14 protein-coding genes are annotated in these 15,342 nt (G+C 66.3%); 6 read left to right on the forward strand and 8 right to left on the reverse strand.

Going from position 1 to position 15,342, the window contains the following annotated elements:
* Window positions 1-78 precede the first annotated feature (78 nt).
* The 3 genes from HUU94_RS09360 to HUU94_RS09370 are packed head-to-tail and all read right to left on the reverse strand — an operon-like array spanning window position 79 to window position 3,208.
* On the reverse strand, window positions 79-669 hold the full coding sequence (locus HUU94_RS09360; RefSeq protein ID WP_174274818.1) for a PRC-barrel domain-containing protein: 591 nt from the start codon (window positions 667-669) through the stop codon (window positions 79-81).
* The gene (locus HUU94_RS09365) at window positions 624-1,277 is read right to left on the reverse strand and encodes a nucleotidyltransferase family protein (RefSeq protein ID WP_174274819.1); all 654 of its coding nucleotides are present in this window, start codon (window positions 1,275-1,277) and stop codon (window positions 624-626) included. Before HUU94_RS09365 ends, HUU94_RS09360 begins: the two co-directional genes overlap by 46 nt.
* The gene (locus HUU94_RS09370; protein WP_174274820.1) at window positions 1,277-3,208 is read right to left on the reverse strand and encodes a potassium transporter Kup; all 1,932 of its coding nucleotides are present in this window, start codon (window positions 3,206-3,208) and stop codon (window positions 1,277-1,279) included. The genes HUU94_RS09365 and HUU94_RS09370 overlap by 1 nt, the downstream gene beginning before the upstream one ends.
* Window positions 3,209-3,429: 221 nt before the next feature.
* Here HUU94_RS09370 and HUU94_RS09375 point away from each other — a divergent pair, with 221 nt between their 5' ends.
* Window positions 3,430-5,079, forward strand: coding sequence for a hypothetical protein (locus tag HUU94_RS09375; protein ID WP_174274821.1), 1,650 nt, complete (start codon window positions 3,430-3,432; stop codon window positions 5,077-5,079).
* Here the strand turns inward: HUU94_RS09375 and HUU94_RS09380 are convergent.
* Window positions 4,987-5,394, reverse strand: coding sequence for a GtrA family protein (locus tag HUU94_RS09380; protein ID WP_254602108.1), 408 nt, complete (start codon window positions 5,392-5,394; stop codon window positions 4,987-4,989). The two genes, HUU94_RS09375 and HUU94_RS09380, sit on opposite strands and share 93 nt — an antisense overlap.
* A gap of 114 nt (window positions 5,395-5,508) precedes the next feature.
* Here HUU94_RS09380 and HUU94_RS09385 point away from each other — a divergent pair, with 114 nt between their 5' ends.
* Window positions 5,509-7,287 (forward strand): AcrB/AcrD/AcrF family protein, encoded by a 1,779-nt coding sequence (locus tag HUU94_RS09385; protein WP_174274823.1) that lies wholly within the window; start codon window positions 5,509-5,511, stop codon window positions 7,285-7,287.
* A gap of 21 nt (window positions 7,288-7,308) precedes the next feature.
* Here HUU94_RS09385 and HUU94_RS09390 read toward each other — a convergent pair whose 3' ends face one another.
* Window positions 7,309-8,148 (reverse strand): SDR family NAD(P)-dependent oxidoreductase, encoded by an 840-nt coding sequence (locus tag HUU94_RS09390; RefSeq protein ID WP_217429595.1) that lies wholly within the window; start codon window positions 8,146-8,148, stop codon window positions 7,309-7,311.
* 209 nt (window positions 8,149-8,357) lie between these two features.
* On the opposite strand from HUU94_RS09390, the gene HUU94_RS09395 reads away from it, so the two are divergent.
* Window positions 8,358-9,320 (forward strand): alpha/beta fold hydrolase, encoded by a 963-nt coding sequence (locus tag HUU94_RS09395; protein ID WP_174274824.1) that lies wholly within the window; start codon window positions 8,358-8,360, stop codon window positions 9,318-9,320.
* 135 nt (window positions 9,321-9,455) lie between these two features.
* Here HUU94_RS09395 and HUU94_RS09400 read toward each other — a convergent pair whose 3' ends face one another.
* The 3 genes from HUU94_RS09400 to HUU94_RS09410 all read right to left on the reverse strand — a co-directional run bounded on the left by HUU94_RS09400 (window position 9,456) and on the right by HUU94_RS09410 (window position 13,272).
* The gene (locus HUU94_RS09400; RefSeq protein ID WP_217429596.1) at window positions 9,456-10,643 is read right to left on the reverse strand and encodes a cytochrome P450; all 1,188 of its coding nucleotides are present in this window, start codon (window positions 10,641-10,643) and stop codon (window positions 9,456-9,458) included.
* Between the two features lie 137 nt (window positions 10,644-10,780).
* A complete protein-coding gene (locus HUU94_RS09405) occupies window positions 10,781-12,739 on the reverse strand; it encodes a flavin-containing monooxygenase (RefSeq protein WP_174274826.1) in 1,959 nt (652 codons plus the stop codon).
* A gap of 35 nt (window positions 12,740-12,774) precedes the next feature.
* Window positions 12,775-13,272 carry a sterol desaturase family protein gene (locus HUU94_RS09410; protein ID WP_174274827.1) on the reverse strand — a complete coding sequence of 166 codons (498 nt, stop codon included), beginning with the start codon at window positions 13,270-13,272 and terminating at the stop codon, window positions 12,775-12,777.
* 117 nt (window positions 13,273-13,389) lie between these two features.
* On the opposite strand from HUU94_RS09410, the gene sucC reads away from it, so the two are divergent.
* The 3 genes from sucC to HUU94_RS09425 all read left to right on the forward strand — a co-directional run.
* Window positions 13,390-14,589 (forward strand): ADP-forming succinate--CoA ligase subunit beta, encoded by a 1,200-nt coding sequence (gene sucC, locus HUU94_RS09415; protein WP_174274828.1) that lies wholly within the window; start codon window positions 13,390-13,392, stop codon window positions 14,587-14,589.
* A gap of 8 nt (window positions 14,590-14,597) precedes the next feature.
* The gene (locus HUU94_RS09420) at window positions 14,598-14,840 is read left to right on the forward strand and encodes a hypothetical protein (protein WP_174274829.1); all 243 of its coding nucleotides are present in this window, start codon (window positions 14,598-14,600) and stop codon (window positions 14,838-14,840) included.
* Window positions 14,841-14,948: 108 nt separating this feature from the next.
* Window positions 14,949-15,342: electron transfer flavoprotein subunit beta/FixA family protein (locus HUU94_RS09425; RefSeq protein ID WP_174274830.1), on the forward strand; the 394-nt coding region annotated here is incomplete at its 3' end.

Genomic DNA, 15,342 nt, shown 5'->3' on the forward strand with positions numbered 1-15,342 from the left:
TACGAGCCCTCGATACGCTCCTGCGGAGCTACTCGGTCTCACCTCAGCATGAGCGGGTAAGGCTGAAGTCATCCGACTCTAGCTTGCCCCGGCGGCCTCGGCGGTCGGCGGCCAATGCGCGGGATCGAGCGCCGGGTGCTTCTCCAGCGCGGCGGCGTCGATCTCGCTGACGATCGCGTCATCCTCGACACGGACGTCGCCCCAGCCGAGCGCATGCAGCGTCTCGCCCGCGCCGCCGACGCCGCCCTTGCTGACGACCAGATAGGCGATGCTGCCGTCGCCGCAATTGACCATCGCATCGACCGTCTTGGCGATCGTCTCCCCCGCGCCGGTCTTGACCGCCGTGCCCTCGATCTTGGAAAGCTGGAACAGGCGCGGGGCTTCGGCATGCTTGCTCAATCGTTCGGCGGCTGCGGCACCCTTGTCGTAACGCGCGCGCAGGCCGAGCCAGCGCCAGATGCCGAACAGATCGACGATCAGCAGGAAGGCGTTGCTGAGCAGCAGATTCTGCTGCCCGCTGGCAAGTGCCACCGCCACCCAGGCGATCGCGCCGATCGAGAAGACGACGAAGCCCCAGCCCGTGACGCGCGAGCCGAGATTGGCCGCGGTCATCATCGCGGCGATCATCGTCGCGGCGGGCGCGATCCATTGTGCGGCAGTTTCGAGCATCGTCTCTCCTTGTTTCCCAAGTGGAACGCGCCCGCGCGCGTGGCGATCCGATGGCGCAGGCGGCGCAGCGCGCGCGGCGTATCGATATCGAGCGCATGGCCCGGCGATCCGGCGATCCCGGCGGCCCGCCGCCGATCGAGAAGTGCCGCCAATCCGGCGTCCGGCGCGATCGCCAGCCCGCGCAGGATCGCCGCGCGGACCAGCACGGGATGGCCGGGACGCCCCCGATAAACGGGCCGCACCGCGTCGCGATCGGCGCCGATCGCCCAGCGCAAGGGCGCGCGCGCGAACGGCATGTCGGCGAGGAAGATCGCCACCTCGCGATCGATCGGGCGCAGCGCCGCAATCCCTCTCGCAAGGCTCGCGCCGATGCCCCGGCGGGCATCGCGCGCGACCAGCACGGTGAGCCCTGGCCATCGCGCGCGCGCGATCACCGCCCGGCGGGGCGCGAAGCCCGGGGGAAGCACCAGCAGCGTTCGCCGCCCCGCCAGACGCGCCGCGCGCAAGGCGTGGAGCAGAACCGGCGCGCCCCCGATCGTCGCGAGCAATTTGTCCTGCCTGCCAAATCGCCTGCCCTCGCCGCCGGCGAGCAGCAGCGAGACGCGCATCAGATCTCGACCTGGCTGCCGAGCTCCACGACGCGGTTGGTCGGCAGGCGGAAGAATTGCATCGCGCTTTCCGCGTTGCGCAGCATCCAGGCGAACAGCTTCTCGCGCCACAGCGCCATCCCCGGCCGCGCCGAGGCGATCAGCGTCTGGCGCGCGAGAAAGAAGCTCGTGTCCATCATCTTGAACTTCGGCCCGCAATTGGTCGCCCGCGCGAGCGCCGCCGGCACGTCGGGATCCTCCATGAAGCCGAAGCGCAGCACCAGCCGGTAGAAGCCCTGCCCGAGCTCCTCGAGCGCCTGGCGCTTGTGATGGACGATATAGGGCACATCCTCGATCTTGACGGTCAGCAGGATGATGCGCTCGTGCAGCACCTTGTTGTGCTTGAGGTTGTGGAGCAGCGCGTGGGGCACGCCGTTGGCGGTGGAGGTCATGAACACCGCGGTCCCTGGCACGCGCGTCGCCGAGCCCGAGGCGGAGCGCACGAACACCTCGATCGGCATCGAGACCTCGGCCATCCGCTTGAGCATCAGTTGTCGCCCGCGCGCCCAGGTCGTCAGCAAGGTGAAGGCGATCGCGCCGACGAGCAGCGGGAACCAGCCGCCCGCGACGATCTTGGTGAGGTTGGAGCCGAGATACAGCAGATCGAAGGCCAGGAAGATGGCGAGCAGCGGCGCCGCATAATAAAATTTCCAGTTCCAGACGCGGATCATCAGCACCGCGACCATGCAGGTGGTGATGAACATCGTTCCCGTCACCGCGATGCCGTAAGCGGCCGCGAGGTTTGAGGAGCTGCGGAAGCTGACCGTGCAGATCAGCACCAGCACCATCAGGGCGCTGTTGACGATCGGGACATAGATCTGCCCCGCGGCGGATGCGCTGGTATGATCGATCCGGACGCGCGGCATCAGCCCGAGCTGCACCGCTTGCTGGACGACCGAGAAGGCGCCGGTGATCACCGCCTGGCTGGCGATCACGGTCGCGACGGTGGCGAGCAGCACCAGCGGCAGGCGCATATGCTCGCCCGCCATCAGGAAGAAGGGATTCGCGACCTTCGCGGGATCCTCGAGCAGCAGGGCGCCCTGTCCGGCATAATTGAGCATCAGCGCGGGCAGGATGATCCAGATCCACGCGAGCTGAATCGGGCGCCTGCCGAAATGGCCCATATCGGCGTACAGCGCCTCGGCACCGGTAAGCGCCAGCACGACCGAGCCGAGCGCGAGGAAGGCAAGCTTGGGATCGTGCGCGACGAAGCGCATCGCCCAGATCGGATTCAAGCCCCACAGCACATCGGGGCGCCGCACGATCGCCATCGTGCCCAGCACCGCGATGGTGATGAAATAGACCATCATGATCGGACCGAAGAAGCGCCCGATCGCCGCGGTTCCGCGCGATTGCAGCAGGAACAGCGATACGAGGATGACGACCGAGATCGGCACGACATAATCGGTAAAGCCCGAGTGGATCGTCTCGAGACCCTCGATCGCGGACAGGACCGACATCGAGGGAGTGATGATGCAATCGCCGAAGAACAGCGCGGTCGCGAGGATGCCCAGCAGCACCAGGCCGGAGGTCCAGCGCCCGCCGCCGCTGCGCCGCTGGATCAGCGCCAGCAGCGCGAGACTGCCGCCCTCGCCCTTGTTGTCGGCCCGCAGGATGACGAGGATATATTTGAAGGTCACGACGATCATCAGCGACCAGAAGATCAGGCTGAGCACGCCCAGGATGTGCAGCGGATCGACCGCCAGCTTGTGATGCCCGATGAAGATTTCGCGCATCGAATAGAGCGGGCTGGTGCCGATATCGCCATAGACGACGCCGATCGCGCCGAGCCCGAGGCCGATCAGCCCCTGCCTGCCGTGATGATGCGACTCGTCGCCCGGCGGCGGCTCGGGCGCATCGGCATTTTGAGGAACGGTAAGCCCGGCGGTCATTGAAAGCGGTGAAGCCTCGGTGCTGACTGGTACATGTGCATGATCGGGCTGCTCATTTCTGATGCGCCCGGCTCTCAACCGGCAGCAGCGGCGCGGCGCCTAGCACTTCGCTTATAGGCCCGCAACGGCGATGAAGGGTCGCGATCGTCGGGGCCGGGCCTTGGAGGCCCGCGCTCAAGCCCTCTTGTCGGTGGGGGCATCGCGGCCATAAAGCGGGGGCGATGTTCCGTCCGTCGCTTCCAGCCCCCATGCCGCCGCGCGGCTGGTGGAACAGCCGCTGGTTCTGCGTCCTGCTGGTGCTCGCGACGACCATCCCCTTGCTCGCTCCCTCGATCCCGCCCTTCACCGATCTGCCCGGGCATATGGGGCGCTATCGCGTCGAGCTTGCCGATCCGGCCTCGCCACTGCGCACGCTCTATTACGACTTCCAGTGGCGCTTCCTCGCCAATCTCGGGGTCGATCTGGCGATCGTGCCGATGGCCGGGCTGTTCGGGCTGGAACTGGGGCTCAAGCTGATCGTCATCGCGATCCCGGCGATGATCGCCTTCGCCATCCTGTGGATCGCGCGCGAGGCGCATGGCCGCGTGCCGCCGACCGCGCTGTTCGCGCTGCCGCTCGCCTATGGCTTTCCGCTGATCTGGGGCTTCCTCAACTTCAGCTTTTCGATGGCGCTGGCGCTCAACGCCTTCGCGCTCTGGCTGCGCCTCGGCAGGATCGGCCGCTTCCGCCTGCGCGCCGCGCTGTTCCTGCCGATCGGCTTGTTGCTGACGGTCGCGCATGTCTTCGGCTGGGCGGCGCTCTGCCTGCTCTGCTACGCGGCGGAGGTCGTTCGCGCCCGCGATGACGGGCGCGGCTTCCTCGCCAGCCTGGTGCGCGGCGGCATCGCCTGCCTGGCGCTGGCACCGCCGCTGCTGCTGCTGCTGCTGTGGCGGAGCGGCGACGGCAACGCCAAGGTCGTCACCGGCGACTTCTTCTTCTGGCGCGCCAAATATGTGTACATCGTCTCCGCGCTGCGCACGCACTGGATGGCCTATGACATCGCCGCGATCTACCTGCTGTGGGGGCTGATCGCGTTCGGGCTGGCGGGCGTGTGGCTGAGGATGAACCGCACGCTCGGCATCGCATCGCTGATGCTGATGATCGCTTATGCGCTGCTGCCCCGCGTCCTGCTCAACTCGGCTTATGCCGATATGCGGCTCGCGCCTTATGTGATGATGGTCGCGGTGATCGCGCTGACGTTGCGCAGCAGCGCGCGGCGGCAGGCGGCGGTGGTCGCGCTGATCGCCACCGCGCTGTTCGGCGCGCGGCTGTACATGCTCACGTCGAGCTTCGCGGCGCACGATCGCGCCAACCGCGCCCAGCTCGCCGCGCTCGATCATATCCGGCCGGGCTCGCGCGTGTTCGTCGAGGTCGCGCTGCAATGCCTCGGGCGCTGGGAGACGACGCGGATGGACCATCTCGGATCGATGGCAATCGTGCGGCGGAGCGCCTTCGTCAACGGCCAGTGGGCCGATCCCGGCGCGCAACTGCTCAGCATCCGCTATGCGCCCGCCAAGGGCTATGCCGAGGATCCGACGCAGATCCTGCGACCTTACGGCTGCCGCGCCGCCAAGGCCAAGACCTATCCGAAGGGGCTGAACGAGCTGCCCCACGACGCCTTCGATTATGTCTGGCTGATCGATATGGACCGGAAGAAGATGAACAGCTTCCCCGGTCTCACGCCGATCTGGATCGGCAAATCCGGCGGCATCCTATACCGCGTGGAGCATGGCTCGCACTCAAGCCTCGCGGAACACCCACCAGCGGTTGAGCGCGAACAGCAGGATCGGGGTAATGCACCAGATGGGCACCTGAACCGTCCAGTGGGGTAGCTGCAGCCTGCTGATCAGCAGCCACGTCCAGCCGGCGTTGAGCACCACGCTGGGAAAGGAGGCCGCGAAGAAGCGGATCTGTGCGGCGCGTCCGCGCTCGCCATGCCCCTTGAAGGTGACTCGGCTGTGCAGGAAATAGCCGAGCATCACCGCGACGAGATAGCCGAACGCGTTGCAGATCTGCGGCGAGGCGTGGGTCATGCTGTCGATCAGCACGAAGACCGCCGTATAGGTCCCGGTGACGATGCACCCGTTCACGCCGTAGCGGACGAGCTGCCAGAAGAGTTCGCGCCTTTTGGCCGCCGTCGCCGTCATACGCTGCACATACCTTGCTCTTTGTCCCGCGTCGCCTAGAGGCGCTATGATGAGTTTAGCGCGCGTGTCGAGCCGATCGTGGCGGATCGCGGCGGGTTTGGTTCGGGGCGGCCGGTGAACGGCGCACAGGATCGCGCGCCGCGCGGCCCCACCCATTGGCGGCGATGGTTCCTGCTCTTTTGGGCAGGCGCCGCCGTCTACATGCTCCATTACAAATGGGGGGCGATCCACTGGTTCGCGCTATCCGACACCGACGACAATATGCGTTTCGCGCAGGTGCGCGCATGGCTGGCGGGGCAGGGCTGGTACGATCTGCGCCAGCATCGCATCGATCCGCCGGGCGGCATCTCGATCCACTGGTCGCGGATCGTCGATCTGCCGATCGCGGGGCTGCTGGTGCTGCTCCGGCCCCTGCTCGGCGGGCAGGAGGCGGCGCGCTGGGCCTGCGCGATCGCGCCGATGCTGGCGTTCGGGGCGTCGCTCTACGGGATGATGCTCGCGGTGCGGCGGCTGGTCGATCGCTGGGCGTTCTTCCTGGCGTTCGGCATCATGTGCTGCGCGCAGGCATCGATGCTGATGTGGATGCCGCTGCGCATCGATCATCATGGCTGGCAGCTCGCGACCTTGATCTGGGCGGTGACCGGCATCGCCGATGCGAGGCGCGTGCGCGGCGGGCTGACGACGGGGATCGCCACCGCGATCAGCCTCGCGATCGGGCTGGAGCTGTTGCCCTATCTCGCGACGATAGGCGCGCTGACCCTGCTGTGGTGGGTGATCGATGCCGGCGAGCGCGATCGGCTGCGCGCTTATGGCGCTTCGCTCGCGGGCGGTGCCGCGCTCGGCTATGCGCTGTTCGGCTCGTTCGATAATGCGCAGCCGCTGTGCGACGCGCTGACCCCGGTCTATCTCTCGACCCTGCTGGAGGCCGGCGCGGCGCTGGTGGCGATCGGATCGTTCCGCATGGAGGCGCGCGCGCTCCGCATCGCGGTCGCGGTCGCCACCGTATCGGCGATCGGCGGGGCGTTCGCGCTGACGCAGCCGCAATGCCTAGGCCGGCCCGAGCATATCTCGCCCGAGCTCGAGCGACTGTGGTTCAGCCACATCAAGGAAGCCAAGCCGCTTTACGCGCACGGCTGGCGGATCTGGTTCCCGACGATCGCGCTGTCGGCGGTCGGGCTGGTCGGCGCGGTCGTCACCTGGCGGCGTGCCGGGGGAACCGCGCGCGAGATGCCGTGGCTGGTCGTGGCGCTGCTGTCGCTGTTCTCGACCGCATTGCTGCTCTGGCAGACGCGCGCCGGGCCGGCGAGCCAGGCGATGGGGGTGATCGGCGCGACCGCGCTCGGCCAGCCGCTGGTGATCTGGACGCTCGGCCATCGCGCCATGCTGGTCCGCGTGCTCGGCACGGTGGCGGCGTTCGTGCTGGTTTCGGGGGCGTTCGCGGGGCTGATCGTCCGCTACATACCCGAGCACAGAAGCGCCTATCGCAAGACCGTCGATCAGGCCAACCGCCGCTGCCCGACCCTGCCCGCGCTCAAGCCGATCGCGGCCTTGCCCGCGACGACGATCCTCACCTTTGTCGATCTCGGCCCCCGGCTGATCTCGGTGACGCACCACAGCGCGATCGCCGGCCCCTATCATCGCGGCGGCGCCGAAATCCTCGACGTGCAGCACAGCTTCCGCGCCGCCGATCCGGAGGTGGCGCATGCGGTGATGCGGCGGCACGGCGCGACGTTGCTGCTGCTCTGCCCCGGCCTCTCGGAAAGCACCGTCTATCAGAGCGAGAACCCCGGGGGCTTCTACACGCAGCTTCGCGACGGCAAGGTGCCGGGCTGGCTCGCGCCGATGCCGCTGCCCGCTTATTCACCGTTCAAGCTGTGGAAGCTGGTCGGCTGAGCCCCCTTCGCCAGGCTGGAATCAGCGCTTCGCCATTGCGTCGCGGGGGTTGGGAAAGCCGGTCTGGCAGGTCAGTCCGCCATCGACGGGGATGATCGCGCCGGTGACATAGGATGCGTCGTCCGACGCCAGAAACACCATCATCCGGGCGACCTCGATCGCATGGCCGCCGCGCCCCATCGGGATGCTGCGGCTCCAGACCTCGGAAATCTCCGGATTGCGCGCCATGTGCGCGGTCATCGGCGTATCCGATATCCAGCCGGGGCAGACGGCGTTGACGCGGATGTTGAGCGGCGCCGCTTCCAGCGCCAGGCTGCGCGTATAATTGACCACGCCGCCCTTGGCCGCGTTATAGGCACCCATGCCATAATCCGCCGCCATGCCGTCGACCGAGGCGGTATTGACGATCGCGCCGCCGCCCGCCGCCCTGATGTGAGGGATCGCGAATTTCGAGACGTAGAACACGCTGTCGAGGTTCACCGCGATCATCGCCCGCCACGTCTCGATGGCCATGTCCGGCGTCAGTTCGAGATGCCCCTTGCCGGCGTTGTTGAACAGGATGTCCAGCCGGCCGAACCGATCGGTGACCGCCTTGACCATCGCTTCCACCTCGTCGGCCTCGCCGACATCGCATCGGAAGAAAGCGGCGCCATCCCCTGTCTCCCCGGCCAACGCCGCGCCGCGCTCGGCGTTGAGATCGACGATCGCGACCTTGCAGCCACGCTCGACGAGCAGGCCGACCGCAGCGGCGCCCATGCCCGATGCGCCGCCGGTGACGATCGCGACCTTGCCCGCGAAATCCTGTGCCATTCTTCTCTCCACGCCGTCCGCGAGCGCCGGCCGCATCGATGCGGCGATCATCCCGTGCATCCTCGGCGGCGGCTTGAGCATGATGAGCCCCCAGCCGCAAGAACCGGCCGTTGCGCCTCGTCTGCATGCGTCGCGCGGATTGAATTTCGTCGCTCTCGATCAAGCGGCGCATGCGGCCCGCTGGACGAAGCGCGGCCTTTCTGACAGCGCGGTCGCCGCATCCACGGCCCGTCGGATCGGCCGCCATCGAGGAGATAGGATTGGAAGCGACGCCCATGCTGGACGCGCGCCTGCTCAATGCGGCGCCCGATTACGCCCTGGCGCGGTTCGGGGGCGTGCGTCCGGACGCGCCCGATTGGTACGAACGGCTGCGCGAGGCGCCGGTCGAGCAACTGCGGACGACCGTCGAGGGGGCATCGATCGAGGTGCTGGCCTGGGGCGAGCGCGGCCGGCCCGGCCTGCTGCTGGTTCACGGCAATCGCGCGCACGCGCATTGGTGGGGTCCGATCGGGCCGCTGCTCGCCCGGGATTATCGCGTCGCCGCCCTTTCTCTGTCGGGAATGGGAGGATCGGACTGGCGGGATCGTTACTCGAGCGCGCTCCATTCGGCGGAGCTGTTCGCCGCGATCGCTGCAGCGGGCCTGGGTGATGGCCCGTGCGCGCCGATCGTCATCGCGCACAGCTTCGGCGGGATGGTCGCGGCGAATGCGCTCCGCGATCGCGCGCGCACGCTAGGCGGCACGCTGTTCGTCGATTCGCTGCTGCTGCCGGCCGCGATGCGGCCTTCCGCGCGGATCACCGAGCGCGACGTGGGCGATTATCCCGATCGCGCTTCGGCATTGGCGCGCTTCCGTCTGTCCCCAACGCAGCCGAGCAGCGCGCCCTATATGCTCCACGATGCCGCATGCGCCGGGCTCATCGAGGAAGGCGCGCGGTGGCGGTGGCGTTTCGATCCCTTTCTGGTGCGGAAGCTCGATATGGACGATCCATGGCCGGCGATCGTCGATCCGCCTTGCCCGATCGCTTTCGTATATGGCGAGCAATCGGCCTTGGCGACGCCGGCGATCCTCGCCGCCCAGCGCGCCGGCTTGGCCCCGGGAACGCCGTTCGTGGGCATTCCCGGGGCGTGGCACCATGTGATGTTCGATCAGCCCTTCGCGCTGGTGGCGGCGATCCGGGCGTTCGCAGCCGAATGGCTGGCTCCGCAGCGCCGATCGGCCTGAGCCGTTTCGGACGCTCGCGGAGGGCAGGCGCTAGAGTCTGTCCTGTTGACGCTATACTCTCGTCACCCCGGCCTTGAGCCGGGGTGACGTTTCAGCTTGAACGGGATAGCCTCCAGGATGCGGCGACCGATGCGTTCAGGCGTGTTGCCCCGGCCACATCCGCAGATCGGCCACCCCGCGAAGGTTGGAGAAAGCGGGGCGATGGGATTCTTCGGGATCGATCCGGTAATCAGGATAGCGCCGGAACAATTCCTCCAGCGCGATCCGCATTTCGAGCCGGGCAAGATGGATGCCGAGGCATTTGTGGATGCCGAACCCGAAATAGACCGATCGTTGATCGAGGCTGCGGCCGACATCATAAACATCGGGATTTTCGAAGGCGCGTTCGTCGCGCGTTGCCGCCGCGGTGATCAGCATCGTCTTGGAGCCGGCCGGGATGGTGACGCCGTGCAGCGTCACATCCTCGGTCGTGGTGCGGCCCTGAAGCTGCGAGGGCGGATCGTAGCGCAGGAGCTCCTCGACCGCCGCCGGGATCAGCGACGGATCGGCCTGGATCCGCGCGCGCTGCTCGGGGAAGTGGTGGAGCGCGATCAGGCCGTTGGCGATCGCCTTGGCCACGGTTTCGTGCCCGGCGGTCGCGAGTTCGATGAAATGCGTCGCGATCTCGGTATCGTCGAGGCGACGGACGCCGCCGTCCTCGTCCTTGACCTCGGTGTTGATCAGCAGCGTGATGACATCGTCTCGCGGGTTGGCGCGTCGATCGGCGGCAAGCTCCTGAAAGACCTGGAGCTGCTCGAACATTGCCTTCATCGCCGCCTGGTCGTCGAGGTCGGACCCGCGCACCACCACCGCATTGGCGCGCTCGTGAACCTCGCGGCGGATCTCGCGCGGGATCTCGATCAGTTCGCAGATCACGCTGAGCGGCAGCTCCACCGTGAAATCATGGACGAAATCGACCTCGTCCTTGCCGTTCATCGCTTCGAGCAGCTCGATCGCGGTCGCGCGGATGAAGGGTTCGAGCGACGCCATGCGCCCCGGGGTGAACACCTTGGTGACGAGGCCCTTGTGCCAGCTATGATCCGGCGGATCGCGCAGGATCAGCAACGGCATCCCCGCCTCGGCACCCTCGATCGTGACCCCGCCCGCCGACGAGAAGCGCTTGGTATCGCGATGCGCCATGCAAACGTCGTCATACCGCGACAGCGCCCAGAACTTCATTTCCGGATTATGATAGACGGGCACCTCGTCCCGCATCTGCTTGAACAGCGGATAGGGATCCTGGACGTTTTCGGGCGCGTAGGGATTGTAGGTCAGCGTCGACACGGTAACTCTCCATCGGGAAGGATCAGGCACGGACATCCTTCATGACCGCGCCAATAAAGCACAGGCGGCGGGATTGCTATCCGGCACCCGCTCGCGCCCACCGCTCCGGCGATACCCGAGCGGCCGGCCGCCCCGCCTCAGGCCGCCGCCTTCGCCGGCGCATCGACGAGGAAGTGCTCGGGGTCGGGCCCCTGCGTCCAGTTCCACATCTCGATTAGCGACCAGGGCGAATTGGTGGTCACCCGGCCCTTGGCGTTGCGAAAATAGGTGGTGCCGTAATCGGTCGACCAGACGAACTCGAGCAGCTTCCGCCCGGTGCGGTCCATATAATCATCGAAGACCTCCTGGCGCACCTCGATCGATTCATGGCCGCCCTCGATCAGGAAACGAATGCAGTTCGCGGCGTATCGCGCCTGCAATTCCGAATTGAAGATCAGGTTGCCGTTGTAGCCGAGATTGGTGCCCGGACCGTACATCATGAAGAAATTCGGGAATTTCGGCACGACGATGCCGAGATAGCCGCCCGGCCTATCCTGCCAATAATCGTTCAGCGCGATACCGCCGCGGCCCCTGATCACCATCGGCGTCAGAAATTTCTGCACCTGGAAACCGGTCGCATAGATGATAACGTCGGCTTCGTGGACGCGGCCGCTGCTGTCGACGATCCCCGTCTCGGTGATGCGCTCGATCGCATCGGCTACCACCTCGACATTCGGCTGCTTGATCGCGCGGAAGAAATTGCCGTTCGAAACCGTCGGGCGCTTCACGAACGGCGGATAGTTGGGCGTCATCTTGGCGAGCAGATCGGGCCGATCGCCGAGATGCTCCTCCAATTGCGCCATCAGCCGCTGGCGGACGAGCTCGTTCATCCTGCTCACCGATCGGCCATCCTGCGGCCAGGCGGGATCGACCTTCATGACGTCGGGCAGGAAATCGATCGGCCAGTTGAAGATCGTCGCGCGCATCCAGCCCGAATAATAAGGCACATGGTCGATGGCCCATTGCTCGCTGTCGTGGATCGCGCGGGTATATTCGGCGGAAACGCGGGTCCAGCCCGCGCTGCGCTGAAAGATCGTCAGATGACCCGCGATTTCGGCGACCGGCGGGCTCGCCTGCAACGCGGTTGCCGCGCTGCCGATGACGATGACGCGTTTTCCTTCCAGCGCGACATCCTTGCGCCAGCGCGCGCTGTGGAATTGCGCGCCCCTGAACGTCTCGGCGCCTTCGATCGCGGGGGTGCTGGGCCGGTTAAGAAACCCGACCGCGCTGACCAGCGCCTTGGCGAACAGCGTCTCGCGCGCGCCGTCGGCGCTCACCAGATCGACCGACCAGCGTTGCTCCGGCTCGTCCCAGTGCGCGCCCTCGACCTCGAGACCATAGCGGATCCGGTCGCCGATCCCGAAGCGATCGACGCACATCAGGAAGTAGCGGAGCAGCTCGTCCTGCCTGGAATAGAGGTTGGGCCAGCGATGGTCCTGCGTGAAGGAAAAGGAATAAGCGTGGCTGGGCACGTCTACTCGCAGCCCGGGATACTGATCCTCGAACCAGGTGCCGCCCGCGCTCTCATTCTTCTCGACGATCGTGAACGGGATGCCGGCCTGCCGCAGCCGCAGGCCCATCACCAGCCCGGACATGCCCGCGCCGACGATCAGCACCGGATAATGCTGCTTGACCTCGTCGGCGATCGGACGATTCCACCGGAAGGTGCGGACGTCGCCGCCGTCATAGCCCATATCCTCGAGCACCATGGGCACGTAGCTGTCGGGCATCTCCATCCCGACGACGAAGTTGACCATCTCATGCAGCTCTTCGGGGGTCGGCTGATAGGGTTCGGGCTGGCCGGCGGCGCGCCATGCCTTGATCGCGGCTAATCCGGCCGCGTGCAGCGGTGCCGCCTCTTCCGGGCTGAGCTGGCCGGAGACATCGCCGTTGAAGCCCGGGGTCTTCGGCTTGGCGAGCTTCAGGATATCGGTGCTTCCGGTCATGTGCACGGCCGACACGGCGATGACCACCGGGCTCATGCCCTCGACGAGCGCGGCGAGTTCCTCGTCGGTTTCGGTGATCGGCCGTTTGGCCTGGTTGGCGCCGCCGGACATCGCAATCTCCACGCAGTATCGGCCTCAACAGAATCTTAGCGCAGGGGCGCGCGCATGCCGGCACGTTCCCGCAGCCTGAGTTGGGCTTTCAGCGCTTCGGGCCGGGGCGCGACGAGGAAGCCGAAGCTCACCGTCCCCCCCTTCGTCTCGACCGCATGGTGCAGCCGGTGCGCCTGGACGATGCGCTTCATATACGCCGATCGCGGCACGAAGCGGCCCGGCAGGCGCCGGTGGACGATCCAGTCGTGGAAGCCGAAGTAGATCGCGCCATAAGCGGCGATGCCGGCGCCGATCCAGGTGAACCCCGGCCACCAGCCGAGCTGGACCCCGCCGAGCAGCAGCAGGATCGAGGGACAGGCGAAGATCACCGCATAGAGATCGTTGAGCTCCCACGCGCCATCTCGCGCGCGGTGGTGGCTGGCGTGGAGGAACCAGCCCGGCCCGTGCATCACCCAGCGGTGCGCGGCATAGGCCACGCCCTCCATCGCGGCGACGGTGGCCAGGAATAACGCAAGGCCGGCGATCCAGTCCATCGCCGGACCTTAGCCCGCCGATCGCTTGAGCGCGAGCCTTGCCTTTACTCGCCGGTATATGCTTTAGGCGGCGGCATTCCCGAGACTCAACGCCCGCGCGAGGGAGATCGTCGCAGCATGAATATCCATGAATATCAGGCCAAGGAAGTATTGGCCAAGTTCGGCGCCGCCGTTCCCAGGGGCTTCGCCGCGATGACCGCCGACGAGGCGGTGAAGGCCGCCGAGCAGCTCCCCGGGCCGCTCTATGTGGTCAAGGCGCAGATCCACGCGGGCGGGCGCGGAAAGGGCAGGTTCAAGGAGCTGGGTGCCGATGCCAAGGGCGGCGTGCGCCTGTCCAAGACGATCGACGAGGTGCGCCAGAATGCCGGGGAGATGCTCGGCAACACTCTCGTGACGATCCAGACCGGCGACGCGGGCAAGCAGGTCAACCGCCTCTACGTCACCGACGGCGCCGATATCGCCAGGGAATATTATCTCTCGATGCTCGTCGATCGCGCCACCGGGCGGATCGCGATGGTCGTCTCCACCGAGGGCGGCATGGACATTGAGGAGGTCGCGCACTCGACCCCGGAGAAGATCCGCACGATCACGATCGACCCGGCCGAGGGCTTCCAGCCGCACCATGGCCGCGCGGTTGCCTTCGCGCTCAAGCTCAAGGGCGACCTCAACAAGCAGGCGGTGAAGATCGCCGCGCAGCTCTACGACGCCTTCATCGCCACCGACATGTCGATGCTCGAGGTCAATCCCTTGGTCGAGACGACCGACGGCAAGCTGCTGGTGCTCGATGCCAAGGTCAGCTTCGATTCGAACGCGCTCTATCGGCACCCCGATATCCTCGCGCTGCGCGACGAGACCGAAGAGGACCCGGCGGAGGTCGAGGCCTCGAAATACGATCTCGCCTACATCAAGCTCGATGGTAACATCGGCTGCATGGTCAATGGCGCGGGCCTCGCGATGGCGACGATGGACATCATCAAGCTGAACGGCGCCTTCCCGGCCAATTTCCTCGATGTCGGCGGCGGCGCCAGCAAGGAAAAGGTCACCGCGGCATTCAAGCTGATCCTGTCCGATCCGGCGGTTGAGGGCATCCTCGTCAACATCTTCGGCGGGATCATGAAGTGCGACATCATCGCCGAGGGCATCGTCGCCGCCGCCAAGGAGGTGAACCTCTCGGTGCCTCTGGTCGTTAGGCTCGAGGGCACCAACGTGCAGCTCGGCAAGGACATCATGGCCAATTCCGGGCTGCCGATCGTTGCCGCCGACGATCTCGGCGATGCCGCGAAGAAGATCGTCGCCGAAGTGAAGAAGGCGGCGTAGGATAGGCCATGGCCGATAACGTCGAAAATCTGATGCTGGAGCATCTCAAGCGTTTTCAAGCTACGCTTGAGCGGATTGAGACGAAGCTGGACGATCTGACGTCTCGCGTCTCGAATTTGGAGAGCAGTGTCGCTTCCATAATGCAGCATCTCGCAAACCTGTCGGCCGCCGGAGCGGCGCAGCAACTCTCTATCGACAACATCAACCGCCGTATCGACAGGATCGAACGGCGGCTCGAATTGGCGAATTAAAGTATCTAACTGCCGTCACCCCGGCGAAGGCTGAGGTCCAGGCGCGGGTGTCGCACTCGCTGGATCCCGCCTTTGCCGGAATGACGGGTGAATGAGAGGACGAGTAAGATGAAGGTTCTCGTGCCCGTGAAGCGGGTGATCGATTATAATGTGAAGCCGCGCGTCAAGATGGATGGCTCGGGCGTCGATCTCGCCAACGTCAAGATGAGCATGAATCCGTTCGACGAGATCGCCGTCGAGGAAGCGATCAGGCTTCGCGAGAAGGGCGTCGCCACCGAGATCATCGCGGTCTCGGTCGGCCCGCAGAAGGCGCAGGATACGCTCCGCACCGCCCTGGCGATGGGCGCGGATCGCGCGATCCTGGTGATGACCGAGGACGAGGTCGAGCCGCTGGGCGTCGCCAAGATATTGAAGGCGATCGTCGACGAGGAGCAGCCGGGGCTCGTGATCCTCGGCAAGCAGGCGATCGACGACGATTCGAACCAGACCGGCCAGATGCTGG

It is taken from the genome of Sphingomonas bacterium (assembly GCF_903644055.1).
Lineage (GTDB): Bacteria > Pseudomonadota > Alphaproteobacteria > Sphingomonadales > Sphingomonadaceae > Sphingomonas_I.